22 protein-coding genes are annotated in these 26327 nt (G+C 36.7%); 20 read left to right on the forward strand and 2 right to left on the reverse strand.

The annotated features are described in order from the left end of the window. Entirely contained in the window at nt 1-291 is a 291-nt protein-coding gene (rpmA, locus tag ACEN3Z_RS03240; protein ID WP_197105071.1) for a 50S ribosomal protein L27, read from the forward strand. Nucleotides 292-513: 222 nt separating this feature from the next. Here rpmA and ACEN3Z_RS03245 read toward each other — a convergent pair whose 3' ends face one another. Then, a complete protein-coding gene (locus tag ACEN3Z_RS03245; RefSeq protein ID WP_407089594.1) occupies nt 514-2055 on the reverse strand; it encodes an ATP-binding cassette domain-containing protein in 1542 nt (513 codons plus the stop codon). Nucleotides 2056-2418: 363 nt separating this feature from the next. Between ACEN3Z_RS03245 and ACEN3Z_RS03250 the strand changes: the two genes are divergently transcribed. Next, on the forward strand, nt 2419-4764 hold the full coding sequence (locus tag ACEN3Z_RS03250) for an ATP-binding cassette domain-containing protein (protein WP_407089595.1): 2346 nt from the start codon (nt 2419-2421) through the stop codon (nt 4762-4764). Nucleotides 4765-4908: 144 nt separating this feature from the next. Here the strand turns inward: ACEN3Z_RS03250 and ACEN3Z_RS03255 are convergent, their stop codons facing one another. Then, nucleotides 4909-6132 (reverse strand): NADH-dependent flavin oxidoreductase, encoded by a 1224-nt coding sequence (locus tag ACEN3Z_RS03255; protein ID WP_407089596.1) that lies wholly within the window; start codon nt 6130-6132, stop codon nt 4909-4911. Between the two features lie 163 nt (nt 6133-6295). Here ACEN3Z_RS03255 and ACEN3Z_RS03260 point away from each other — a divergent pair, with 163 nt between their 5' ends. From ACEN3Z_RS03260 to ACEN3Z_RS03345, 18 genes are all read left to right on the forward strand, one after another. Beyond that, a complete protein-coding gene (locus ACEN3Z_RS03260) occupies nt 6296-7084 on the forward strand; it encodes a hypothetical protein (protein WP_407089597.1) in 789 nt (262 codons plus the stop codon). An 18-nt stretch (nt 7085-7102) separates the two neighbouring features. Beyond that, a complete protein-coding gene (anmK, locus tag ACEN3Z_RS03265) occupies nt 7103-8242 on the forward strand; it encodes an anhydro-N-acetylmuramic acid kinase AnmK (protein WP_407089598.1) in 1140 nt (379 codons plus the stop codon). A 170-nt stretch (nt 8243-8412) separates the two neighbouring features. Beyond that, nucleotides 8413-8733, forward strand: a complete 321-nt coding sequence (locus ACEN3Z_RS03270) for a PTS lactose/cellobiose transporter subunit IIA (RefSeq protein ID WP_407089599.1) — start codon at nt 8413-8415, stop codon at nt 8731-8733. Nucleotides 8734-8752: 19 nt separating this feature from the next. Further along, nucleotides 8753-9076, forward strand: coding sequence for a hypothetical protein (locus tag ACEN3Z_RS03275; RefSeq protein ID WP_407089600.1), 324 nt, complete (start codon nt 8753-8755; stop codon nt 9074-9076). A 12-nt stretch (nt 9077-9088) separates the two neighbouring features. Continuing rightward, a complete protein-coding gene (locus ACEN3Z_RS03280; protein WP_407089601.1) occupies nt 9089-9406 on the forward strand; it encodes a PTS sugar transporter subunit IIB in 318 nt (105 codons plus the stop codon). Nucleotides 9407-9418: 12 nt separating this feature from the next. Next, entirely contained in the window at nt 9419-10768 is a 1350-nt protein-coding gene (locus ACEN3Z_RS03285; protein WP_407089602.1) for a PTS sugar transporter subunit IIC, read from the forward strand. Between the two features lie 66 nt (nt 10769-10834). Beyond that, entirely contained in the window at nt 10835-11929 is a 1095-nt protein-coding gene (locus tag ACEN3Z_RS03290) for a DUF871 domain-containing protein (protein ID WP_407089603.1), read from the forward strand. A 26-nt stretch (nt 11930-11955) separates the two neighbouring features. Then, nucleotides 11956-12807 carry a MurR/RpiR family transcriptional regulator gene (locus ACEN3Z_RS03295; RefSeq protein WP_407089604.1) on the forward strand — a complete coding sequence of 284 codons (852 nt, stop codon included), beginning with the start codon at nt 11956-11958 and terminating at the stop codon, nt 12805-12807. 146 nt (nt 12808-12953) lie between these two features. Beyond that, complete coding sequence (gene ppdK / locus ACEN3Z_RS03300) at nt 12954-15575, forward strand: pyruvate, phosphate dikinase (RefSeq protein ID WP_407089605.1); 2622 nt, start codon at nt 12954-12956, stop codon at nt 15573-15575. A 35-nt stretch (nt 15576-15610) separates the two neighbouring features. Next, nucleotides 15611-16231 (forward strand): helix-turn-helix transcriptional regulator, encoded by a 621-nt coding sequence (locus ACEN3Z_RS03305; RefSeq protein ID WP_407089606.1) that lies wholly within the window; start codon nt 15611-15613, stop codon nt 16229-16231. Beyond that, the gene (locus tag ACEN3Z_RS03310; protein WP_407089607.1) at nt 16231-17067 is read left to right on the forward strand and encodes a pyruvate, water dikinase regulatory protein; all 837 of its coding nucleotides are present in this window, start codon (nt 16231-16233) and stop codon (nt 17065-17067) included. Before ACEN3Z_RS03305 ends, ACEN3Z_RS03310 begins: the two co-directional genes overlap by 1 nt. A gap of 159 nt (nt 17068-17226) precedes the next feature. Then, on the forward strand, nt 17227-17679 hold the full coding sequence (locus tag ACEN3Z_RS03315; protein ID WP_407089608.1) for a MarR family winged helix-turn-helix transcriptional regulator: 453 nt from the start codon (nt 17227-17229) through the stop codon (nt 17677-17679). A 9-nt stretch (nt 17680-17688) separates the two neighbouring features. Beyond that, nucleotides 17689-19863, forward strand: a complete 2175-nt coding sequence (locus ACEN3Z_RS03320) for an ABC transporter ATP-binding protein (RefSeq protein WP_407089609.1) — start codon at nt 17689-17691, stop codon at nt 19861-19863. Further along, nucleotides 19863-21743, forward strand: a complete 1881-nt coding sequence (locus ACEN3Z_RS03325; protein ID WP_407089610.1) for an ABC transporter ATP-binding protein — start codon at nt 19863-19865, stop codon at nt 21741-21743. The genes ACEN3Z_RS03320 and ACEN3Z_RS03325 overlap by 1 nt, the downstream gene beginning before the upstream one ends. Nucleotides 21744-21881: 138 nt before the next feature. Then, on the forward strand, nt 21882-22832 hold the full coding sequence (locus tag ACEN3Z_RS03330; RefSeq protein ID WP_407089611.1) for a hypothetical protein: 951 nt from the start codon (nt 21882-21884) through the stop codon (nt 22830-22832). 345 nt (nt 22833-23177) lie between these two features. Then, complete coding sequence (locus ACEN3Z_RS03335; protein WP_407089612.1) at nt 23178-24665, forward strand: SLC13 family permease; 1488 nt, start codon at nt 23178-23180, stop codon at nt 24663-24665. A 10-nt stretch (nt 24666-24675) separates the two neighbouring features. Next, on the forward strand, nt 24676-24951 hold the full coding sequence (locus tag ACEN3Z_RS03340; protein WP_407089613.1) for a chorismate mutase: 276 nt from the start codon (nt 24676-24678) through the stop codon (nt 24949-24951). 24 nt (nt 24952-24975) lie between these two features. Continuing rightward, nucleotides 24976-26232, forward strand: coding sequence for an LL-diaminopimelate aminotransferase (locus tag ACEN3Z_RS03345; RefSeq protein ID WP_407089614.1), 1257 nt, complete (start codon nt 24976-24978; stop codon nt 26230-26232). Nucleotides 26233-26327 lie beyond the last annotated feature (95 nt).

A 26327-nucleotide genomic window follows, 5' to 3' on the forward strand; every position in this document is an offset into this window, starting at 1 on the left:
ATGTTAAAACTTAATTTACAAATGTTCGCTACGAAAAAAGGTGGAGGTTCGACACAAAACGGTCGTGACTCAATCGCTAAACGTTTAGGTGCAAAAGCATCTGACGGACAAACTGTTACAGGTGGATCAATCATTTTCCGCCAACGTGGAACTAAAATCCACCCAGGTAACAACGTAGGTCGTGGTGGGGATGATACATTATTCGCACTAGTTGACGGTGTTGTTAAATTTGAGCGCAAAGGACACAGCAAAAAGCAAGTTTCTGTATACCCTGCAGTTCAAGAAGCTTAATTAGTATTAATTAAGAATCAATTGAAATAAGCCAGTTTAGACGATTTAAAAGTCTAAACTGGCTTATTTTTTTATTTTGTTTTTGGCAGATTTATACTGGTCCTATGAACGTGGACAACCAGAGATATGTCCATTTCATTAGTGGGCTCATTTCATTTCTGAAAAAATTTAAGCAGATTCCTATATAGAACCCAAAAGCTTATGAAGACTAATCAAAGTCGTCTACTCCTTCAACATATCACTTCGATCAACAAAGCCATCTGGTGTTAATTCAACAATACGATTACATACAGCTTGTAAAAAGCGGCGGTCATGCGATACCGTGATGATTACACCAGGAAAGTCTTTAAAGTTTTGTCTTAATTCACCCTGCGATGTAGCTGAAAAGTTTCTTGACGGCTCATCTAATAACAATACATTTTGTTTTTGTAGGTCAAATTTTAGTAAGAATAGTTTTGCTCTTTGGCCACCAGAAAGGGCGTTGAAAGAATGCGACATTTCATCAGGCAAAAACTTCATGCTACCTAAGTAAGTCATAATTTGTGTTCTTTCTTCAGCCGAACCAGTTTCACTTAAGAAACTAATGGGAGTATCTTCGGGTGAAAGGATGTCTTCATAATTTTGTGGCATATAACCAACTTTTACTGCATCAGTATTCACCAATTTTTGCTCAATTTTCTTTAAGAAGGTACTTTTACCGATACCATTTTGTCCTATAATACCGATTTTGTCAGACCCATTCACAGTTAGTTTAAGGTTTTTGGCTAAAACTTTGTCATCAATTTCTATCGTTTCATTATATAGATTAAGAATTTGTTTACCTTGAGGAACAGGCTGGGTATTCGAAAAACGAATATCAATAGGATCTTCTTTTATTGGGACTTCGTCAAAATTTTCAGTTTCGCGGTCATAGCGATTCCCCGTAGATTTGACTGCTTTCATTTTCTTGGCAAGCAATCTACCAGCAGTTGCATCATGCGCAGCTCTTAACTGTTGTGTCACACTTTGTTCGATGCGATGATGACGTGCCATCTTTTTATCGTGTTCTTCGCGTTGCTTCAATGAAACTTTCATTTGTTGATTAAACTTGGATTCTTTTTGGCTAATATAGTCACTATAGGGTAAGTTGGCGAAGGTTGCTACAGGGCGTTCTTTGTGTTGCAATCTTTCAAGATGTAAGACACTTGTAGCAGTTTCTTCTAACAGGGCTTCATCATGGGAGATAAAGATGACCGTTTGTGTTGTATTTTTTATAAAATTCGTCAACCAATTCAAAGTTTCGATATCTAAATCATTGGATGGTTCATCTAATAGTAATAAATCACAGCCGATCATGAGCAATTTAAGAAGTTGAACTTTAATGCGTTCACCACCAGAAAGTGATTTCAGTGTTTGTTGGGAGTATAATCTGTCAATATCAAAGGCAAGTTGACTCCCAAATTTATATAATTCAGTGTAATCAAGTGTTGCGACGTCTATATCCGCAAAGAAAAATGATTCAATCTCTTCTTCTAATAATTCTTCCGGTAGAGCTTGTGGTAGATAGCCTACTTTACTAAACTGATTGACCAGCTCACCAGAAATATCTAAGTAACTGTGGATGTGATTTTGTTGTAAGATATAGTGCAGCAATGTTGATTTACCATTACCTTCTTGTCCAATAATCGCGAGTTTATCACCCGAATTCACCACGAAGTTGACATTTTCCATTAAAATCGATAAATCATATCGATGTCGTATAGTTAAATTTTTAATTTGTAACATAAATATTCACCTCATATTCAAAAAAACGGCCGACTACAATGAGATTGCAGCACGGCCGTTTTTAGGAAAGGGCATATTAGTAGGCAGTTTGGTATACCAAAAAAGCCTGTAGGATGCACAATTATCATCTAAAAAAGACCGCAGAAAATAAACCTTGTGTGTCTATTTTCCTAAAGCTGCTTTTTTAGATAATAATCATTTGTACACCACCTATCTTTTTATTATTCAAAATGTACCACAAAGTCAGATTTTTTACAAATATTTTCTTAAAAAGGGATTAATTAATGTAGAGTCAATAAATCAGTGGTAAAGTAAAAGGTGGACATAAATTCAATCTTAAAATATATATAAAGGAAGTGAAGTATGCTAGAGTTAAAAAATCTCAAAAAAGTATACAAAGTAGGAAATACAGTTACGAAAGCATTAGATGATGTATCTGTTGCGTTTCGTCAAAAAGAATTCGTAGCAATTCTTGGGCCAAGTGGTTCAGGGAAGACAACATTTCTAAACGTGGTCGGTGGACTTGACCGCTACGATAGTGGAGATATGATTATTAATGGGCAATCAACTAAATCTTTTAAAGATACAGATTGGGATGCTTATCGAAATAACTCTATTGGTTTTGTTTTCCAGAGTTACAATTTAATTAGTCACCTAGGCATTACTGATAATGTGGAATTAGGTATGACATTAAGTGGTGTTTCGAAAGAGGAAAAACGTCAAAAAGCGGAAGATGCCTTAAGACGAGTTGGCTTAGGAGATCACTTAAATAAAAAACCAAATCAATTATCCGGAGGACAAATGCAGCGTGTAGCCATTGCACGTGCGTTAGCAAATGATCCAGATATTTTACTATGTGATGAACCCACAGGGGCATTAGATTCAGATACTGGTATTCAAATTATGGAGTTAATTCAAGAACTATCACTTGAGAAATTAGTGATTATGGTCACACATAACCCTGAATTAGCTGAAAATTATGCCAATCGCGTTATTGAATTTAGCGATGGTCAAATGGTTAATGACTCAAATCCATATGACAATACGGTTGAAGCAGATAAATTAAATTTAAAACGTACTAAGATGAGCTATTTTACAGCATTAAGCTTATCATTTAAAAATATTTGGACTAAAAAAGGACGGACGTTCCTAACTGCATTTGCATCCAGTATCGGAATCATCGGAATAGCAGTCGTCCTATCTTTATCAAATGGTTTCCAAAAGCAAATTGACCAAACACAAGCAGAAACATTAGCGCAGTTTCCGATTACGATTTCTCAAATTGCTCAAGATACATCCGCAGAGAATCTGACGAATATTCAAGATAGCGGCGAACCTTTTCCTGAGACATCAGAAGTAGTCGCAGATGTGGATCCGAGAGAGAATTTACAACATATTAATCCAATTGATGAAGAATTTATTGATTATGTGGAAAATATTGATCCGGCGTTAAGTCAACATATTAACTATGCGCGTAGCACGCAGTTGAATTTAATGCGTGAAATTGATGGCGAGCCACAAATGGTTCGATTTTCAAATGTTGATAGCGAAAATCAAATCACTGGTGATATGATGAATATGGTCTCAAGCATGACGGGTGTTGGTGTCTCAACATTCCCGCATAACTTAGATTCTGGCAACAATACATTCTTACAAGATAACTATGATGTCCTTTCTGGAAATTATCCAGCCAATGAAAATGAAGTCGTCCTAATTGTCGATGAGAATAACGAAGCGAACTTACATGGCTTGAATAATTTAGGATTTGAAGTAGAAGAAGGTGACGCGATTCCATTTGAAGATATTGTCGGAACTAAAATTGCATTAGTTTATAATAATGCTTATTATGAAGAGTTACCTACAGGTAATTATGTACCAAACCAAGATTTAGAAGAGGTTTACAATAATGATTCAAATGAAATAATCACAGTTTCAGGCGTTCTTCGAATTAAAGAAGACTCACCAATGGACTTATTAGCTCCAGGTATTGCGTACAGTGATTTACTCGCTCAAAAAGTTGTAAACGAAAATCAAGAATCTGATGTCGTTCAAGCACAAGAAGAATCCGATGTTAATGTGATGACAAATGAACCTTTAGAAGGTGAATCAAAAGATCAATTAATGACTTTCTTAAGTGCCAATGAAATACCAAATACAATTATGATTTACCCGAACAATTTCGAAGCTAAAGATGAAGTGTTGGCATACCTTGATGAATTTAATGAAGGTAAGGCTAATGAAGATAAAATTATTTACTCTGACTTAGCTGGTACGATGACAGAATTAACTGGAGGCTTAATGGATGCGATCACGTATGTGTTAATCGCCTTTGCAGCTATTTCATTAATTACAAGTATGATTATGATTAGTATAATTACTTACACGTCTGTACTTGAAAGAACGAAGGAGATTGGTGTACTGAAAGCCTTAGGTGCTCGTAAGAAAGATATCACACGTGTATTTGACGCTGAAACATTAATTCTTGGGGTCTTCTCAGGTGTTATAGGAATCGTCGTCGCTTACTTACTGACTTTCCCAATAAACTCAGTAATCGAATCGTTGACGGAATTACCTAATGTTGCCCAACTAGATCCAGTACACGCACTCGTATTAGTAATCATCAGCACGATCCTAACTGTACTAGGTGGACACATTCCTGCTAAAATGGCAGCTAATAAAGACGCGGCGATTGCTTTACGAGCAGATTAATCGGTTTATGGTTGGTGAGCGATACTATGGAAACTCAAAGTGTCACTTCCACGCAGAAAATCAATAAATTAAGAAGGATTCACATTAAATTTCCTACCTAAACCAAAAAAACGACTCAACCGCATAGGATTGAGTCGTTTTTTGCTATTTAAACTCTTTAAAGTAACTTGTGTCGTCTTGTTGAGTCAGTTTACGGAATTCATCGCGCGTTTCTTGAGGTAACGATCCACCGAAGTCCATAAATTCGATTAAATCTTTGAAAGCGCGTCTCGGAATCGCTAAATCAGCCAGCTCATCTAATTCAAAGCCAAGTCTGATGTCACCTTCTTTACCAATTTCCAATTTTTGAACAAAATCTGGTTCAGTAACAAACACAGATGACATTCCGATCATGTCAGCATTTTCTAAAGCTTCTAGTGCTTTATCGGGGTCATTTATCCCACCTGTTGCTATGACTGGAACACGTCCATTAATATGATCATAAACTGCTTTGTTAACTAATTCGCCTTCGTGTTTTCCAGCGCGGGCAGTTGCTTTATAAATGTCGCGCCCCCAGCTAGCAATCGCATAGTATTGAATATCTGACACTTCTAATAGCCAATCAAAATATTGATTAAACTCATCTACAGTATAGCCAACTTCAGATCCACGCGTTTCCTCAGGTGTTCCTCTAAAGCCAAGAATAAAGTTTTCAACACCTGACTCATCAATAGCACCTTGAACAGCTTTCATCACTTCAACACCGAAACGTGCACGATTTTCCAATGTTTGAGAACCGTATTCGTCATCGCGTTCATTTGAGAAAGGTGAGAAGAACTGTTGTGGTAATAGGCGTTGAGCATTCGAAATTTCAACTCCGTCAAATCCAGCTTCAATGGCACGGCGTGTCGCGTCAGCATATTGTTGAATCACGTGGTTAATTTTTCTTTTAGACATAGGTAAAACTTCGTGTTCAATCGGAGTTTTTAAACTCATTTGGCTTGGACCATATACTACGCCGTAATCGCGCAAAGTTACTTTCGCAAAACGACCGGCATGAGTTAATTGTAGTATGGCTTTCGCACCATCTTTTTTCATAGCTTCGGCCCATTTAGATAAACCATAGATATAACTGTCGTCACGAACACTCGGTCCAAACTCGAACAATTGTGCATAATCTTCGATATACGCAGCAGTTGTTATTTGAAGAGGCGCAGATTTGCTACGTCTTTCGGCATAAAGAGTTTCTTCCTCAGTGACATAGCCTTCACGGGATGATGCATTCGTTGTTAATGGATTTAACGAAAAGCGGTTAGCAATCTCAATTCCATTAGGTAAACGCAAGGGTTCGAAAAGTGGCGCATATTTTTTGTTAATTTGGTTTGACATTTGATCCTCCTATTAATTTATATTATATCAATTGTATCATAGAGATAATAAAGCGACCACTCACACGGTTACAAAATAACTCATATTAGTACCACTATGAAAGGGATTTCAGTATAATAAAACAAGATAGGTTGCTGCTTTATATGGAAGGGTGGAAATAAAAATGAAAAATATGAAAAAAAGTTTAGTCATGTTACTTCTATTCACGATGTTTGGTCCCCTAATAAATCATGTTCATGCAACATCAGAAACAACAAGCACAGACTTTGAAATGATACCTGATTGGGCACTCACATTGTTTGAAGACACAGCTCAGGAGAATAAAATGTTAGATCAAGCTTGGGAAGATTATCAAACTGCTATCGAAGAGTATCAATTAGCAGATTTAGAAACAATGGATCCAGGAACATCTTACACTCAAGTTCTTGAAACATATAATCCAGATGAGGATATTGAAGTTGCTGAGGAATCGGCAGAAGATGGAACTGCAACGATTAGTTTTATTTATCGGGCTGAAGAAGGGGATTTAAATCCGACCACCGGTATTGAAGACTGGGCTCAAGTTGATTTTTATTTTGTGAATGAGAATTTAATTTATACGGGGATTACTACTTTATCACTTGCCTTTATGGCAGACGGATTAGTTTCAACTACTGACCATTCAGCTCTAGTATCTGACAATGCAAGTGTGGATGAATTGGTAGAGGTTGAAAATTTTGAATTAAATGGGTTTGGACAAATAAAAGTAGACGGTGAGTATGCGTACGGAGTAGGCTATCCAAAAGAGTCAACAAATATTGGCGAAGGTGGTTTATTAATTATTCAAGATGGGCAAGTTGTGGGTGACTCAACAGCTACTTTTGAAGATTTAATGGCCTATAGTTTTTCAGGATTCATATATTTAATGCTTGTTTCGCAAGTGGATAATCAAGTCTTTGAACCTGCGCAATAAATAAAGAGGAGGTCGTTTATGCTTTCAGTTGGAATTATGTCGGGGACATCTTTAGACGGAATTGATGTCGCCTTATGTGAAATATTAGGCTCCGGAACGGATACGAGTGTGCGTTTAATTGAATTTGATACGTATGATTTACCTCAAGCAATTCAAGAAAAAGTTCGTCAATGTGCTGCAAATGAGTTCATTCGACCAGCCGATTTGTCATCGCTAAACTTTGAATTAGGTGAATTGTTTGCTGATGGAGTTAAACAAATTTGTCAAAAAGCTAGGATCGAAACAACTGAGTTGGACTTTGTTGCCAGTCACGGTCAAACAATTTACCACCATCCTTTTCCTAATAATGAATACGTTGCAAATACAATGCAATTGGGTGAAAGTGGCGTCATCGCAGCACGTTGTGGCTGTACAGTGATTAGTGATTTTCGCGTGATCGATGTTGCATTAGGTGGGCAAGGAGCCCCTTTAGTTCCATATTCTGAGTACGTAGTGTACGCAGATAAGAATAAATCCAGAGGTTTACAAAATCTTGGTGGCATAGGAAATATTACAATCGTCCCAAATACAATGGATTCCAACGATATTGTAGCATTTGATACAGGACCAGCAAATATGATGATTGACTCGGCAATGAAACATTATTTTCAGAAAAACTATGATAATGGGGGAGAATCAGCCTTGAGTGGTGAATTCATTCCTCAACTCCAAGCTGAATTGAAAGGTCATCCATATTTAAAGTTACCCATTCCAAAATCAACAGGTCGAGAAATGTTTGGCGATGATTATGTGGCGCCTATATTAAAAAGATATAAATCAAGTAAAGCAGAAGATGTCGTGGCGACACTAACTTGGTTCACAGCGTATTGCATCAGTTATCACTACTACGAATACGTAGAGAAAATACATACTCTCGATGAATTAATCATTTCTGGTGGGGGAAGTCATAATAAAGCCATAAGAAAGTACTTGTCAGAATTAATGCCAGAAGTGTCTATTTTAGTTCAGGAGGATATTGGGTTCAATTCAGATGCGAAAGAAGCGATTGCGTTTGTTATATTAGCCAACGAAACTCTTCATAAACAACCGTCAAATGTCCCAAGTGCCACTGGCGCTTCAAAACCAGCCATCTTAGGTAAAATTCAATACGCACCTTAAATATTATAATAGCTCAACAAGCTCAAAATCTTGTTGAGTTTTTTTGCTGATTATTGAAGAAAATTTCATTTATTTTTAAAATACACGAAATGATATTTCAATTTAAGTAAATGTATGTTATTATCAATGTGTGAAAACGTATTCATTAAAAATGAGACAGGAGCGATGAAATGGAAGAAATTATTTTCGAGATTATTTCTAATGGAGGCAATGCGAAGTCATTAGCCTATGAAGCAATCGAAGCGTCAGAAAAAGGGGAGTACGAGAAAGCCGAGGAATTACTTGTTGAGGCGAATGAGTTTTTGAAAAAAGCACATAAAGTACAAACAAGCATTATTACGGATGAAGTGAATGGAAACCATATTACGGTTTCAGTTTTATTCGTCCATGCCCAAGATCACTTGATGACTGCGATGGAAGTAAGGGATTTAGCGAATATACTCATTAGACAGAATAAACGATTGAATGAGTTGGAGAAGAAATTAAGTTAAGCATAAAAGGTGAAAGGTGATGATGATGGCTAAAAACAGATCAGAAACAAAAGCAAGAACGCAAGTTCCAACACTCAGTTTCAAAAATGCCTTTTTACTGATGTTGTATATATTTATAACATTTACCATTGGAATGACTATTATTGAATACATTCCAAGAAATATGCTTTTAGTAGTAATTACACTATTAAGTCTAGTCATTGGTTATGGTATAGGTTTTATCCAAGAAAAAATTCAAAACAAAAAGAAATTAGGTAAAGCTTTTCTTTGGTTAGGGGGCGTGTTTTCAGTCTTAGCTTTTGTCATGTTATTTGGAATTTATTATGCTGCTGTCTTATTTTAAGGAGGAATTAGAATGAAAATATTATTAGTTTGTGCCGGTGGAATGTCGAGTGCCATTGCTGCGAAGTCGTTAAAAGAAGCAGCTCAAAAAGATGGATTGGATTTTGAAGTAAATGAAATAAGTACTTCTGCCTTTTCTGATGAAGTAGGAAGAGAGTATGATTTAGCATTAGTAGCACCGCAAGTGCGTCACAGATTTGATACGTTTAAAGCAGATGCTGACAAAGCCAATGTGCCAATCTTATTAATTGCACCTAAAGGTTATTCACCCATCGGTGGGAAATTTTTATTAGAGCAAATTAAAAATGAAGCCAGTGATTTATTCAACTAAGGAGGATAAAAAATGTTTGAAAACATAGCGAATTGGATTGATTCACATCTTTCGACACCGATGGCAAAATTAGGTGAGCAACGTCACTTAAGAGCCATTCGTGATGGTATTGTTGCGACATTACCGATCATTATTGTTGCTTCTATGTTTATGGTTATTGCCTTTTTACCAAACTCATTACCTGAATCATGGGGTATTTCAAATTGGATTATGGAGAGTCAATTCAAGATTCTATTACCTTATAGAATGTCAATGTACATTATGACCTTATACGCTGTCTTTGGTATTGGGTATTCTTTAGCAAAATCTTACGATTTAGATGGTTTATCAGGCGGGATTTTAGCAGAATTAGCTTATCTATTAACTGTCATCCCGGTGATGATTCCTGCAGTCACTGATGGCGTGACTGAATTAGCTACACAGAATCCTGAATTGGCAACTTATTTAGAACAAATTCCAGCTGGCTTTAATATTCCAATGGCAAATCTTGGATCCGGTGGGATGTTTATCGGGATACTGAGTGCCTTCTTCGCCGTTGAAGTATATCGATTTACTCAACGTAGTGGTTTCAAGATTTCTATGCCAGAACAAGTTCCTGCTTCAGTGGCACGTTCATTTGAAGCCCTAACGCCAACTGCTATTATTCTAATTGTCGTATCAGCGATTACAATGTGGATGGAAATAGATGTTCACGGAATTATTGCAACATTTATGGAACCACTTATTTCAGCTTCTGACTCATTAGGTTCGGTATTACTATTAACGTTCTTAACGAATTTCTTCTGGATCTTTGGTATTCACGGTGCATCCATTGTTGGATCTTTAGCTCGACCTTTATGGTTAGTCCTTTTAGAGCAAAATACAACCGCATTAGCTGCGGGTGAAGCCATTCAGAATACAGCTCCAGAGCCATTTTATCAATGGTTTATCTATATCGGTGGTGCAGGAGCAACGATTGGTCTTGCATTATTACTTGCGTTCGCAACTAAATCTACTTATGGGAAAACCTTAGGTAAAACAGCGTTAGTTCCAGCAATCTTTAATATTAACGAGCCATTAATCTTCGGGGCACCAGTTGTCTTGAACCCAACATTAATGATTCCATTCACGGTTGCTCCAATGGTGAATGCTGTAATTGCCTGGTACGCAACAGAATGGGGATTTGTCAGTCGAACAGTCGCAAGTGCACCGTGGACGTTACCTGGCCCAATAGGAGCCTTCCTTTCTATGGGGAATGACTGGAGAGCAGCAGTACTAAATATTGTCTTAACACTCATCGCTGTCTTAATTTATTATCCATTTGTTCGTACTTATGACAACCAATTATTAGCCGAAGAACAACAAGATACAAGCGCAGAATAAAATATCATCACACATTCAAACGTCCTATTAATCTAGGGCGTTTATTAAGTAAAAAGGTAGGTAATTATGAGAAAACTAGGAATATCAATTTATCCAGAAAAAGATGACAGTCAACGTATCAAAGAATATATTAAAGCCGCTTCAGAAAGTGGCTTCAGTCGAATCTTTTCATGTCTTCTATCAGCTGATGGTAACAAAGATCAAATCATATCTGAATTTATAGAAGTGAATCAGTATGCTAAAGACCTTGGCTTTGAAATTATTGTTGATGTGGCCCCTCGTATCTTTGAGAAGTTAAACATAAGTTATGATGATTTATCATTCTTTAAAGAGATTGGAGCCGATGGCTTGCGTTTAGACATGGGCTTCACCGGAAGTGAAGAGGCTTTAATGACTTTTAATGAGCAAGATTTGCTGATTGAGATTAATATGAGTAATAATGTACATACGATTGATACCATCATGGACTATCAACCTAACCAATATAATTTAATCGCTTGTCATAACTTTTATCCACACCGTTATAGTGGTTTAGGAATCGATTTCTTCAAAGCATGTACAAAGCGATTTAGCCAATATGGGTTAAGAACGGCAGCCTTTATTACAAGTCAGAATAAAGATACATATGGACCTTGGCCAGTCACGGATGGTCTGCCAACATTAGAGATTCATCGGGAATTACCTTTAGATGTTCAATTAAAACATTATATTACATTAAACCTCATCGATGATATAATTATATCTAACTGCTTCCCAACAGAGGACGAATTACAAAAAGTAAAAGAATTAGATCTAACAATGCCGGTATTTAACGTTGATCCAATTGAGAATTTACCTGAAACTGAGACAGCTATTTTATTCGATACATTGCACTTTAACCGAGGCGATATCAGTGAAAATATGATTCGCTCTACCCAAAGCCGAGTAAAATACAAAGGACACCAGTTTGATGTCATAAATCCAGTAGAAGTCATCCGACGAGGTGATGTCATTATTGAAAGTAGTGAGTACGGACATTATGCCGGAGAATTACAAATTGCCCTCAAGGATATGAAAAACAGCGGTAAGAGTAATGTTGTAGGAAGAGTAAGAGAAGAGGAAATGTTTATCTTAGATGATATAAAACCTTGGCAAAAATTTAAACTTCAAGTAAATCGTTAATATTATAGAAAAGTGGTGAGGATTGTTTGGCTGAGACAAATATTATTGGCTTGATAAAATCAATCAAAGAGAGTTTACCTAAGGCGGAAAAGAAGATTGCTCAAGCAATTATAGATGCACCAGAAGACACAATCTATCTTTCAGCTAAGCAGTTGGGAGAAAAAGCGGGTGCCAGTGCTCCAACCGTGGTTCGTTTTTGTAGACGCTTAGATATTGATGGATATACCCAGTTGAAACTAATGATTTCCAGCGAATTATCAAAATTAACCGATTCAGGTTACTCTGATATAAGTGAGGATGAGAATTTTTATGAAATTAAAGAAAAATTATTGGGAAATGCGCATCAATCTTTAGTTGATACAACATCATTAATTAAAGAAGAAGAAGTCAATGCTTCCATTCAGCAAATTGAAGAGGCAGATGTTATTTATGTATATGGGGTGGGATCTTCTCACCTCGTGGCAGAAAACTTTGCCCAAAAGTGGCGCCGTATTGGCAAGATAGCGATTGTTGAAAAAGATGCACATGTGATGATTACTCTCATAACAGGGAACCAACAAAAGGCTCTTTTCGTGGGTATATCTAACTCGGGTGAAACAAAAGAAGTGATAAAGTTAATGCAACTTGCAAATAAAGCAGGTTGTCAGACGATGGCGATTACACAGTTTGGAAAGAATAGTTTATCTGAAGAAGCCGACGTAACGTTACGCCATGTTAGAGCGAATGAACAATTATATCGTAGCGCGGCGACTGCTTCTCTGCATGTACAGTTTTATGTCGTGGATATATTATTTCACACTTATGCATCAAAACATTATGAAGATGCGATTGATCGAATTTTGCTTTCACGTAAAGCGATTAAAGATTACAATGACTAATTGTTTAACAGCCTATGCTTTGAGCATAGGCTGTTTCTTTATGCGAAACAATATATATGTTGCAATCAATCATCATATGTCTTTTATATAATGCGTATTATATAATTGTATTTATGACGCATTAAATAATTTAGGAGGCATAGATTATGCAACATGTATACGATTTTAATGAAGGAAGCCTAGAGATGAAAGAGTTATTAGGTGGTAAAGGGAGTAACTTAGCTGAGATGACGCGCTTAGGTTTACCAGTACCTAAAGGCTTTGTCATAACGACGGCAACATGTATCGATTATTTGGAACATGGTGAGGAATTGGATTCAATGACACAATCAGAGATAAATGCTGCATTAATTCGCTTGGAGGAAAGTTCAAAGAAAGGATTTTCTGACACAGAAAATATACTCTTAGTTTCAGTTAGAAGTGGTGCGACGATTTCAATGCCAGGAATGATGGATACAATATTGAATGTAGGCTTGAATGATGCAAATGTTGCTTGCTTTGCACAAATCACACAAGATGAACGCTTTGCTTATGATTGTTATCGTCGACTTCTGCAAATGTATGGGAATGTTGTGTATGGTATTGATATGAAACACTTTGATAATATTTTAAATCAAGTTAAAAGAAATAAACGTTATAGCCAAGATTTCGAATTAACAGCTGATGATCTAAAAGATATGATTTCGCAGTATAAAGAAATCTATATAAATCTTGCTGGTAAAGCATTCCCCCAAGATGTCAAAGCACAAATTATGGGTGCGGTTGAAGCGGTGTTTAAATCATGGAATAATGATCGAGCCAAAATTTACCGAAAATTAAATAATATTCCAGATTCAATTGGAACAGCAGTAACAATTCAAGAGATGGTATTCGGTAACAAGAACAAAGAAAGTGGTACGGGTGTTCTTTTCACAAGAAACCCATCAACAGGAGAAGACCAATTATATGGCGAATTCCTATTGAATGCTCAAGGTGAAGATGTAGTGGCTGGAATTCGCACACCCATCTCTATTAACCGTTTAAATGAAAGTATGCCTGAAATCTATACTGAATTACTAGACATGACTAATAAATTAGAACAGCACTATAAAGACATGCAAGATGTGGAATTTACAATCGAAGACCGAAAGCTACATCTACTGCAAACTCGTAATGGAAAAAGAGGAGCAAAGTCAGCATTCAAAATCGCCGTCGATTTTGTTAATGAAGGCATCTTAACTAAAGAGGAAGCATTATTAACGATTGATCCAGAATCGATTAATCAATTATTACACCCGACTTTTGATGAGAAAGATTTAGCTCAAGCTGAATTAGTGACAGACAATGGTCTGCCAGCGAGTCCAGGCGCAACGATGGGACATGTAGTATTTGACGCTGTAACAGCAAAAGAATGGTCGGCACTAGGTAAACCTGTCATCTTAGTACGTCACGAAACTTCTCCTGAAGATATTGAAGGAATGAGTGTCAGTGAGGCAATCGTTACAAACCATGGTGGGATGACTTCTCATGCAGCCGTTGTTGCCCGAGGCATGGGAAAATGTTGCGTAGCAGGTTGTGATGTACTTGAGATTAATGAAGAGCAGAAGTCCCTGCATTATCCTGGTGGTAGTTTAGTTGAAGGGGATATCATCTCAGTCGATGGGGACACAGGATCACTCTATGTCGGAGCAATTCAAACTCGAAATTCAGATTTAGATGAGAATTACCATACTGTGATGTCTTGGGTAAATGACATTGCGACAGTAAAAGTGCGTATGAATGCCGAAACGCCTTTAGATATTCAAGCGGGCTTAGACTTTGGGGCAACAGGAATTGGACTTGTTAGAACAGAGCACATGTTCTTTCAACCAGAACCTTTGAGAGAATTACGTCGCTTTATCCTTTCTAACAGTGATAAAGAAAGAAAAGATGCAATAGGCTCGATTTTAATCCATCAACAAGGTGACTTTAGAGAGATTTTTGAATTGATTCAAGATAAACCAACGGTAATACGTCTCCTGGATATGCCTTTACATGAATTTCTACCAAATTCTAAACAAGATATTGAACTTGTTGCAAGCCAACAAAACGTTTCAGTTGAAGATATTTCGCAAAGGCTGACAGGTTTGAAAGAATTAAATCCAATGCTCGGACACCGTGGTTGCCGCTTAGCAATGACTTACCCAGGATTATATTTGATGCAAGCAGAAGCAATCATGTTAGCAGCTATTGAGTTAAATAGTAAAGGTATAGCCGTTAAGCCTGAAATTATGATACCATTAGTAAGTACAGAGCGTGAAACGGCTTACCTAAGAGAAATTATTCAAGTGCGAATTGAAACTATATTAGAAGAACATCAAGTTCAAGTACCGTATACAATTGGAGCGATGATTGAAACACCTAGAGCAAGTTTAATTGCGGACAAAATTGCGCAACACAGTGACTTCTGTAGTTTTGGTACAAATGATTTAACACAAATGGCCTTTGGTTATTCACGAGACGATGCTGGGAAATTCTTAAACCAGTATGTGAATGAAGGTGTACTTGCCTATGACCCATTCCAACGTGTGGATGAAGAAGGTGTCGGTGCTTTACTGAAGATAGCGATTGAAAATATTAAGAAAGTAAATTCAACAATGAAACTTGGTATTTGTGGTGAGCACGGAGGAAACCCAAAATCAGTAGAATTATTTGCGTCATTAGGATTTTCTTACGTGTCTTGTTCACCTTACCGAATTCCGATCGCTCGAATGGCAGCAGCTCAAAGTGCAATCAAATTAAATCAATAATCAGGTATATTTAGATGGTAAAGTGAGGGAATAATATGAATTTCACACAACGGCAGAAACAAATTGTTGAAATTGTTAAAAGCAAAGAACCGGTAAGTGGTGATGTTATTGCTGAAGAGCTTGGTTTAGCGAAGTCGACGTTGAGAAGTGACTTGGCTGTATTAACGATGACCGGGGTTCTGGATGCTAGACCGAAAGTCGGTTATATCTACTCAGGACTTGAACCTCAGTCACTTTTGTTTGAGCAATTTAATCAGTATAAAGTGGCGGATGTGATGATTCAACCCGTCATTGTTTACCCGGACACAAAGGTAAATGATGCAATTACTTCATTATTCATGTATGATGTTGGCTCACTTTATGTAGTGGATTCATCGTCGAAAAGTCTCATCGGAGTTGTATCAAGAAAAGACTTACTAAGAAGTTTGCTTGCAGGCCAAGCTGAAAAGACTGCAGTCGCAATTGTCATGACCAGAATGCCTAACATCATTGCGGTTACATCAGAAATGACGGTGCTGAAAGCGGCGGAATTAATTTCCAAACATCAGATTGATTCTTTACCGGTAATTAGTTCAGACGATCAGGTTATTGGCAAGATGTCTAAGACGAATATAATTGATTTACTCGTTGAGTTAAGTTCAGAGGAGGATGCTTAGTGCAAGAAAAATATCACCAAACATTTTATATTATATCAGATTCAGTTGGAGAGACAGCGATTAGGGTAACAAATGCCGCACTGGCACAGTTTCCGACTTTCACTGATTCAAGTGTTAAACGATTTCCATTTATTAATACGTTAGAAGAATTAACTGAGATTTTAGAAGATGCACTAAAGCATCATGCCACAGTCGTTGCAACCTTAGTTAATGAAGACTTACATTATTTTACAAAAGAATTTACCCAAAAGAATGACTTGTTCTACTTTAATCCGATTCATGATTTAATACAGCATATCTCAATAATCACTAACAAAGAACCGAGTGAACAGAGTGGAAGTTTACATAATTTAGATGATCAATACTTCAAGCGAATTCAAGCTATTGAATTTGCAGTTAAATATGATGACGGAAAGAACCGACGCGGTTTTAAATTAGCTGACATCGTCATCTTAGGAATTTCTCGTTCATCTAAGACACCTTTAAGTATGTATTTAGCTAATAAAGGCTACAAAGTTGCGAATCTACCCATTTTTCCTGAAGCAAATATCCCACGAGAAATTTTTGAAATTCCAAAAGAAAAGATATTTGGCTTATCAGCATCGCCTAAATACATTAGTGATATTCGTAAAGGAAGAGTAAAGTTTCTTGGACTTGATGAGAATGCGACCTATTCAAGTCTTGAACGTGTGAAAACTGAACTAATGTTTGCGAACGATTTATTTGATAAAGTTGATGCTCATATTGTCAGCGTAGAAAATCAATCGATCGAAGAAATGGCTGAACATATTATACAAGAATATAAGAAATATCAATTGAATGATACTGAGAAATAAACACGAGAACCAGCGATTTATAGCTGGTTCTTTTATTTTTAGATAAGAAATCGTATTCATAGATTTATTTGAATGGTTTACTTGAATTCATTTAATAACTCGCTTATAATTAACAAAGTTAACTATTAACAAAGTTAAGTTATTTAAGGAGGTGTTATAGTGAAAAAGCGTCATTTAGTGCATCAGATGTACAACATGTCGCAAATGTTTTCTAGAGCTGCAGAAGTTCAAGGTCGATCAGTGATGTCAAAAAGCGAGTTCAAGATACTGTTTCATGTATGGAAAACTCATCGAGAAGAAGATAAAATGTTGACCTCTCGTGAATTAGCTACTTTAATGAACGTATCTTCACCAGCAATATCTAGAACGGTCAAAGGCTTGGTTCAAAAAGAATGGCTGATTCAAGAAGATGACCCAGATGATCGCCGTAATATCTTTCTTAAATTATCAGATGAGGGAAAAGAAAATTATGAGCGAGCCATTCAACATATGGAAAACTCAATGAAAATTATTTTCGATGAGTTTTCTGAAGAAGAGATCCGTGTCTTTCTCGATACAGGAGCTCGACTGACAAAAGTCTTAAATAAAATAAAAGAGGAAAGTGAGGAATAGTAATATTATATGAAAAATTTAATTAATCATTTAAAACCTCATTGGAAATGGGTTATTATTGCCCTTGTTGCGCATTTTATACAAGCATTCACAACGCTTTTGTTACCAACTTATACGTCTAACTTAGTTGACGTTGGGATTCAAAACAGTGGTGTGGAATTAGCAGTACCATTAAAAATGACAGCCGATTCAATGGCGGAATTCGAGATGTTATTATTACCTGAAAAACAGGAATTAATTGAAGAGCATTATACACAAGATGGAAACGGAAATTATACAATTAAAAGTTCCGTTGAAGAAAACGAAGAAATGATGACAGCTTTAAGTGAATCTTTTGAGGTTCCTTTAGCTATGTATCAAACAATCTCAGGGATGTCTGAAGAAGAATTAGCAGCGACAGCTCAAGAAAGTGACAGTTCAGAAGTGAAGGACTTATCTGGTATGCGTGATGAGTACGTTGAACAAATGAATACACTCGGACCTGCGATGGTGCATTCAACAGCGATTCAATCAGTTTTAGAAGCAACTGAAGAAGCTGGAGGAGACTTAAGTAGTACTCAAATTAACTACGTCTTAACGCAAGGTGGACAAATGTTACTGATTGCCTTAGTTGCATTCGGTGGCGGAGCACTTGCAGCTTATGTAGCAGCAGTCGTTGGTGCGAAAGTCGGAAGTACTTTAAGAACAAAATCTTACGAAAAAGTTCTTCAGTTCTCTAATGAAGAGATGGAGAAATTCTCAACGGCTTCACTGATTACACGTGGGACAAACGACGTGCAACAAGTACAAATGGTGGTAACAGTATTCTTTAGAATTGTGTTATTCTCACCAATGTTAGCGATTGGGGCATTAATTTATGTATTCCAATCACAAATTTCAATGTCTTGGATTACGATTTTAGCCCTATCACTTGTCGGAGTTCTTATGGGAATTCTTATGAGTGTTGTTATACCAAGATTTAAAGTGTTACAAAAACAAATTGACAGAGTGAACTTGTTTGCCAGAGAGATCTTAACTGGGCTACAAGTTATTCGTGCATTTGGTCGACAAGATTTAGAATCTGAGCGCTTCGATGGCGCGAACCAAGATTTACGTAATAGTTATATCTTTGTTGGTCGTACAATGGCATTAATGAACCCAATCCTATTACTGATTGCCAATGGTATTTCAGTCTTAATTATTTGGGTAGGTAGCCACCGTATTGGTGACGGCTTAATGCAAGTAGGTGAGATGATGGCATTTATCACTTATACAATGCAAGTCATCTTCTCATTCTTTATGTTAACGATGATGTCAATTATGATTCCGCGTGCGATCGTTTCTGGGGAACGTATCCAAGAAATACTTGATACACCGTTATCTATTAATGATAAAGAAGACATAAAAGTAATTGAATCACCAAAAGGTGTCGTAGAATTTGATAACGTCAGTTACAAATTTACTGGTGCAGATAATAATGTAATTAATAACATTAGCTTTACTGCAGAACCAGGTAAGACAACAGCAATTATCGGAGGTACCGGTAGTGGTAAATCAACGATTTTAAATCTATTAATGAGATTCTATGATGTTTCAGAAGGATCAATTAAGATTGATGGCGTTGATATCAGAGATATTAGTCAAAAACAACTCCGTGATATCATCGGATACGTACCGCAAAAAGCCGTACTATTCTCAGGTACCATTGAAAGCAATATTGGATACGGTGTTGATTCACTTTCTGATGAAGTGATGCATGAATCGGCTGATATTGCTCATGCAACTGAATTTATCGAAGAAAAAGAACGTGGCTTTAAAGAGCGTATCTCACAAGGTGGAGGTAATGTGTCTGGTGGGCAAAAACAACGTTTATCAATTGCTCGTGCCATTGCAAAACAACCTAAAGTGTTCATCTTTGATGACAGTTTCTCTGCTTTAGACTACAAGACCGATGCATCACTACGTCAAGCTTTAAGTGAAAAAGTTTCGGATGCTTCAATGATAATTGTTGCTCAACGTATTAGTACGATCCTTGATGCTGAGCAAATTCTTGTTCTAGATGAAGGTAAAGTTGTTGGATTAGGTAATCACTTAGAATTAATGGAAACAAGCGAAGTTTACCGCGAAATCGCAACATCTCAATTATCTCAAGCCGAATTAGATAATTATGAAGAACAATTTAAACAAGAGAGGGAGGGAGAATAATGGCAGATAAAGATACTCAACAAGAAGAAAAAGTACAAAATCAACCAAAAGTTGCTGGACCCCGTGGTCAAGGCGCCGTAGAAAAACCAAAAAACTTTAAAGATAGCTTACTTCGAATCTTTAAAGAAGTATTGAATTTTAAATGGGCAATATTACTTGTCTTTTTTACGACTATTCTCTCTGTATTATTTAATATTATTGGTCCTCGTGAATTAGGTAAAGCCACTTCAACATTATTTGAAGGTGTATTAGCTGAAGTTCAAGGAACAGGTTCGATTGAATTTAATGTTATCGGTAGAATCTTATTAACAGTATTAGCCTTATACGTAGTGAGTTCAATTTTCAACTGGGTTCAAGGTTTTGTAATGACAGGTGTTACGGAGAATGTCACTTACGGTTTACGTAAAAAGATGTTAGATAAGATTGATAATATGCCAATGAAATACTTTGAATCTCACTCACATGGTGAGGTCTTATCAAGAATTAGTAACGATATCGATACACTTGGAGCTTCATTATCACAGAGTTTTGCTCAATTATTAAACTCTATCATGACAATGCTTGGTATTGCGATTATTATGTTTACAATTAATTGGATACTCGCTTTAGTTGTATTAATTGTCGTACCAATTAGTTTAATTACAATTCGTATACTAATTAATGTATCTCAAAAATACTTCCGTCAACAACAAGTATCCCTTGGTGTAATTAACGGACAAATTGAAGAAAACTTCTCAGGGCAAAATATAGTTAGAGCATTTAACCAAGAAGATAATGCTATTGATGTCTTTTATAAAGATAATGCTAAACTAGAAGAATCTGCGTGGAAATCACAGTTCTACTCAGGTGTCATGTTCCCATTCATGCGTTTCTTACAAAACTTTGGCTATGCTGCTGTTGTAATGGTTGGGGCATACCTTGTAATTATTGGTATGATTCGTGTCGGGGTTATTCAAGCCTTCACTCAATACGTTAACCGATTTACACAACCTATCACTCAGTTAGCTCAAATTGTAACTTTATTACAAACAATGGTTGCAGCGGCAGAGCGTGTATTTGAATTCTTAGATGAAGAAGAACAAGATCAAACAACAGGTAATGCTTTAGATATTGAAAATGTACACGGTGATGTATCATTTAACCATGTTCAATTTGGATATAATCCTGATCAAGTCATCATTACAGACTTTAATGCCGATATAAAAGCCGGACAAAAGGTTGCCTTAGTTGGTCCGACAGGTGCTGGTAAATCAACAATGGTTAAGCTGTTAATGCGCTTCTATGATGTTGATAACGGATCAATAAACTTAGATGGTGTTGACGTTAAAACGTATAGTCGTGCTAATTACCAACGTTCAATTTCGATGGTATTGCAGGATACTTGGTTATTTAACGGAACAATTATGGAAAACATTCGTTACGGTCGATTAGATGCCACGGATGAAGAAGTGATTGAAGCAGCAAAAGCTGTTCATGTCCATAATTTCGTTAAGAACTTGCCTGGTGGCTATAACTTTGAAATTAACGAAGAAGCTTCAAACATCTCTCAAGGTCAAAAACAACTTGTGACGATTGCAAGAGCTTTATTATCAGACCGTCCAGTTCTTATTCTTGATGAGGCGACAAGTTCAGTTGATACACGTACTGAAATTCTCATCCAACAAGCGATGGACCGTATTGTAGAAGGTCGTACAAGTTTTGTTATTGCTCACCGTCTTTCAACGATTAAAAACTCTGATTTAATTCTATACATGGAAAACGGAGACATTGTTGAACAAGGGAACCATGACGAATTAATTGCTAGAGGTGGCAAATATGCAGATCTTTACAATAGTCAATTCGCTTCAGGTGGTTCACCGTTTGAGGAATTTGATGATTAAAGTCAATATTGAATAAGCAAAAGACATGAACAAATCGTTGTTCATGTCTTTTTTATATGCAAAAACTTCGATATATTTGAACTTAAGTTTATATAAAGCTTATAATATAAGTATCAAAGAAGATAGGAGCGTTTACAAATGAAGAAAATAATAAACGTCATACTTGTTACTCTATTAATTGTCTTAACTATGGGGCCCTTACCGGCAAAAGCACAAGAACTTGCTCCAGATGATGTCTTGTTAAATGTGATTAATGGATTGAAAGAAATTGAATCCTTTAAAGGTGACTTTGAAGGTAATATGGATTTAATTTATCCTGAAGGAAAGATGGACTACACTGTTGATGGAAGACTTCAAGTCAAGATAGCGCCCGAACTTGAAGTAGGTTTTGATTTAGACGCAACGATGAACGCTGAACATAACGATGGGTCGACAAAGGATGAAACATATCACTTACTAAATTATATCATCGATGAAACAATGTACACATTTGAAGAAGATTCTACTAAAGAGGGTGAAAGTGAATGGGTCACTGCTGACCTTACTACGGTACTCGGTATGCCAGCGGAACAAATTACTACTCAATATCAAATGCTTGTATCAGTCATCGAAGGATCAATTCGTAGTTATTATATTCCGTCTAGGGTGCATCAGTTATTAAGTGAGAAAACGACGGTAGAAGAGAATGATAATGGCTACACTGTCACAATTAACTCTTTCGAAACAGAAGAAGAATGGATTGAATTCTTTGAAGCCTTAGAAGAGTTAGGAATGACTGTGACTCAAGAAACAGTGGATTCGGGTGTTGAGATTAGTAATCAAATTGAAAATTATGAAGGTCAAGCTATTGCTTTGGCTGATGGATTAAATTATACAATTACCGTCGAAATGGATGAAGATTATTTTATTACAGCGATTCAAGTGATGGTTGATTCGGATGTTCAAACACTCGAAGAAGCTTCAGCATCTGAACCTGATCCGGACATGCCAGAGTCATTGCAAGTAGAATTTAATTATAATGTCACTGACAAAAACTTTAATGAAAGTATTGAAGTGCCTGATGAAGTTCCAGTGGGAGTAGCTTCATAGAATAAATAATGAAAACAATATAAATTAAAATATTATTAGAATTTGATGTTGATTTCGTGTGAGTAGTCAGGTATACTGTTTGAAACAGAGAAATGAGGTTAGGAACATGCAACAATCATCCCATACATTAAAATCAATGTATTTTAGCTACTTTAGATAGCGTTCATACCACCTAGTATGAACGTATAACGAAAGTTCATATCTATGGAGGCTTGATATTGTTGTGTCTTGGCCGCTTAGAGTATAAATTAAGCGGACCTCCTAAAATGGCCAGTTTCGAGAACTGCTTAGTTTATGCTAAGCAGTTTTTTTGTTGAAAAGTTATAAAAAAGGGGAGTGTAAACAATGTCAAATTCTATTTCAAAAGGATTTAAAACTAGTGAGATTATCTCAATCGTCATTAGTTTACTTATATTAGCTCTAGCTGTTTTGAATTCAACGATGCAAATTGGTTTATTCAATATTCCAACCGTTACTTTTTCAGTTCTAGCTATTTTTGCTAGTAGCTTGGTATTGTGGCTGTTTGTTGCCATTGATTGGCCAAGTATTTTATGTTTAATTTGTTTAGGTTTTCTACCTGAAGTCACTTATGGACAAATTTTCCAGCAGTCATTTGGTAATACAACGTTTGTCTTTTTATTCTTTACGTTCTTAGTGACACATGCCTTAGAACAAACATCATTTTTAAAGCGTGTTTCGGCATGGGCAATTAATAGTGCTTGGGCTCAAGTGAGTCCTTGGAGATTTGTTTTTGCTTTTCTATCGGTGATGTTATTAATCAGTACGTTCGTTTCACCAACGATCTTATTTATGATTGCCTTTCCAATCTATGAAGAGGTTATGACCCAATTCGGATTAGAAAAAGGGGATAAGCAAGCTTCGAAATTATTAGTCGCCTTATATGCTTCAATAGCTATTGGAACAGCGATGACGCCTATTAACCACGTGTTCGCAATTACTGCGATGGGGCTATATGAAACGGCCTACGGAACGGCGATTACGAATGGTCAATATATGAGTTTCGCAGTGCCAGCAGGCTTAACAATTTTCTTAATTCTTTTAGTCTCTCTAAAGTGGATTTGGCGAATGGATTTATCTAACGTAAAACTGGGTGAGATTGCTTCATTATCAGATTTACCAAAAGCGGATAAAAAGGAAAAAGCAGTCGTTTCGATCTTTAGTGGAGTAGTTGCTTTATGGTTATTACCAGAAGTATTAGGCTTTATCTTACCTGGAGTGGCAGCCTTCCTAAAATCAGCGGGAATTGCCTTTCCACCAATGATCGGTTCTTTAGCTTTAGCAGTAGTTCACGTAGATGGGAAGCCCTTAGTTAAGTTACAAGAGGGAATTTCTAAAGGTGTGTTCTGGCCGAGTTTACTCATCGTAGCCGCGACACTCACTTTAGGTAGTTTCTTATCAAATCCTGATATGGGTGTGATTACATTAATCGAATCATTCTTAACACCATTGTTAGTTGGCTTGTCACCATTATTAATGGTATTAGTTTTCATTCTTTGGGCAGGCTTCCAAACAAACTTCTCATCAAACTTAGTAACTGTGTCGGTTGTTACTACTATTGTTATAACAATTGCAGGTTCACAAGTAGATTTACCAATTAACGTGGCTGTAGTTGCGAGTTTAATTGGATTCATGGCGTCACTTGCATACATGACACCACCTGCAATGCCTTATATTGCTATCTCAATTGGATCTGGTTGGACCACAGCTAAAGATGCTTTATTATATGGTTTTTACTTATTATTATGGAGTGCCGCAAGTGCGGTATTGGTAGGATATACATTAGGAAGCGTATTTTTAAGTCAATTATCATAGGAGGAATAATATGTTAGAAAAACAAAGAGCAACCATCGACCGAATTGATCGCGAATTGGTAAATTTATTTGAAGAACGAACGAAAACGGTTGAAGAAGTAGCTGAAATTAAATTAGAGAACAATATGGAAATCTTAGATAGTGGCCGTGAAGCGGTCGTTATCGAGAAAGTACAAAGTTACTTAGAAGTTGATTCTTTAAAAGGTGAGTTAGCCGATTTATATGAGAACATTATGCGCATTTCCAGAGGTCATCAACAAGAATGGATGAGTAAAAGAAAGTCGTAAGAGATAGGATAAAGGAGCAGTTTTATGAAAATAAATCCGAATTTTAATCGCTTACCTGGGAATTACTTATTTAATCATATTGCTGAGAAAGTTTCAGCATTCAAAGAAGGCAATCCTGACTCAGAAGTTATCAAATTGTCTATTGGTGATGTCACTCAACCTTTACCAAGGGGAGTGGATGAAGCAATGACTCAAGCAGGTCAAGAACAATTGAATTCTGAAACTTTCAAAGGCTATGGGCCAAGTACTGGCTATCCATTTCTTAAGCAAGCGATTATAGAGCATAGTTATCAAACATTGAATATTGATTTATCAGAAGATGACTTATTTATATCAGATGGTTCAAAGACAGATGCAGGAGCCATTCAAGAGTTATTTAGTCTGGAAGCTAAGATTGCCATTGGTGATCCGGCGTATCCAACTTATATTGATAGTAATGTTATGGCGGGACGCTTAGGACATTATGATGATATGAGTCAAAGTTGGTCTGAATTAATAACGATTCCGATGACGGTCGATAATCACTTTCAAGCGGTGCCAGATTTTGATGAAGGCGAGCAGCCAGATGTGATATATATTTGTTCACCGAATAATCCCACGGGTGTCGCTATGACGAAGGATCAACTGCAAGAATGGGTTGACTATGCGATTGAGCATGAAAGTGTCATAATTTTTGATGGGGCTTATGAATCCTTTATACAAGATGATCATATCCCGCATTCCATCTATGAATGTGAAGGGGCTAAGCAATGTGCGATTGAAATGCGTAGCTTTTCTAAGACAGCGGGCTTCACGGGTATGCGTATAGGTTATACTGTCATACCTAAAGAACTTGTGATTGAAGGTCAATCATTGAATGCCATGTGGACGCGTCGCCAACCAACGAAATTTAACGGTACCTCATATATCATTCAACGCGCGGCATTAGCGACTTTCGAACCGGAAGTTAAAAAAGAGTTGAAGGATAATATTGTATATTATCAACGTAATGCTCAGCATATGGTTGATGCTTTCAATGATGCAAAAATTGAACATTATGGTGGGGTAAATGCGCCATATATTTGGTTGAAATCACCGAGAGACTTATCTTCTTGGGAATATTTCGATGAATTACTACAGGAAAGTCAAGTTGTCATCACACCAGGTTCTGGCTATGGGGCTAATGGTGAAGGCTTTATGCGACTGACTGCCTTTGGAACATATGAAGATACAGTTGAAGCGACTCAAAGAATCGTCGAAACTTATTATAACGCCGATTGTAAAATTAAGCTAGACAACTAAAACAGCCATTTGTGGTACACTCAACTTGTAATTCCGACCAAAGAATACAAAGGAGTGACCACAAATGACCTACACCCATCTTACCACGGATGAAC

The sequence above is a fragment of the Ruoffia sp. FAM 26254 genome (assembly GCF_045528545.1).
Classification (GTDB): Bacteria; Bacillota; Bacilli; order Lactobacillales; family Aerococcaceae; genus Ruoffia; species Ruoffia halotolerans.

Bases quoted from the DNA above. Each gene is read 5' to 3' on its own strand.
- rpmA (WP_197105071.1), top strand. From the start codon at position 1: ATGTTAAAACTTAATTTACAAATGTTCGCTACGAAAAAAGGTGGAGGT.
- ACEN3Z_RS03245 (WP_407089594.1), bottom strand. From the start codon at position 2,055: ATGTTACAAATTAAAAATTTAACTATACGACATCGATATGATTTATCG.
- ACEN3Z_RS03250 (WP_407089595.1), top strand. From the start codon at position 2,419: ATGCTAGAGTTAAAAAATCTCAAAAAAGTATACAAAGTAGGAAATACA.
- ACEN3Z_RS03255 (WP_407089596.1), bottom strand. From the start codon at position 6,132: ATGTCAAACCAAATTAACAAAAAATATGCGCCACTTTTCGAACCCTTG.
- ACEN3Z_RS03260 (WP_407089597.1), top strand. From the start codon at position 6,296: ATGAAAAATATGAAAAAAAGTTTAGTCATGTTACTTCTATTCACGATG.
- anmK (WP_407089598.1), top strand. From the start codon at position 7,103: ATGCTTTCAGTTGGAATTATGTCGGGGACATCTTTAGACGGAATTGAT.
- ACEN3Z_RS03270 (WP_407089599.1), top strand. From the start codon at position 8,413: ATGGAAGAAATTATTTTCGAGATTATTTCTAATGGAGGCAATGCGAAG.
- ACEN3Z_RS03275 (WP_407089600.1), top strand. From the start codon at position 8,753: ATGATGATGGCTAAAAACAGATCAGAAACAAAAGCAAGAACGCAAGTT.
- ACEN3Z_RS03280 (WP_407089601.1), top strand. From the start codon at position 9,089: ATGAAAATATTATTAGTTTGTGCCGGTGGAATGTCGAGTGCCATTGCT.
- ACEN3Z_RS03285 (WP_407089602.1), top strand. From the start codon at position 9,419: ATGTTTGAAAACATAGCGAATTGGATTGATTCACATCTTTCGACACCG.
- ACEN3Z_RS03290 (WP_407089603.1), top strand. From the start codon at position 10,835: ATGAGAAAACTAGGAATATCAATTTATCCAGAAAAAGATGACAGTCAA.
- ppdK (WP_407089605.1), top strand. From the start codon at position 12,954: ATGCAACATGTATACGATTTTAATGAAGGAAGCCTAGAGATGAAAGAG.
- ACEN3Z_RS03305 (WP_407089606.1), top strand. From the start codon at position 15,611: ATGAATTTCACACAACGGCAGAAACAAATTGTTGAAATTGTTAAAAGC.
- ACEN3Z_RS03320 (WP_407089609.1), top strand. From the start codon at position 17,689: ATGAAAAATTTAATTAATCATTTAAAACCTCATTGGAAATGGGTTATT.
- ACEN3Z_RS03325 (WP_407089610.1), top strand. From the start codon at position 19,863: ATGGCAGATAAAGATACTCAACAAGAAGAAAAAGTACAAAATCAACCA.
- ACEN3Z_RS03330 (WP_407089611.1), top strand. From the start codon at position 21,882: ATGAAGAAAATAATAAACGTCATACTTGTTACTCTATTAATTGTCTTA.
- ACEN3Z_RS03335 (WP_407089612.1), top strand. From the start codon at position 23,178: ATGTCAAATTCTATTTCAAAAGGATTTAAAACTAGTGAGATTATCTCA.
- ACEN3Z_RS03340 (WP_407089613.1), top strand. From the start codon at position 24,676: ATGTTAGAAAAACAAAGAGCAACCATCGACCGAATTGATCGCGAATTG.
- ACEN3Z_RS03345 (WP_407089614.1), top strand. From the start codon at position 24,976: ATGAAAATAAATCCGAATTTTAATCGCTTACCTGGGAATTACTTATTT.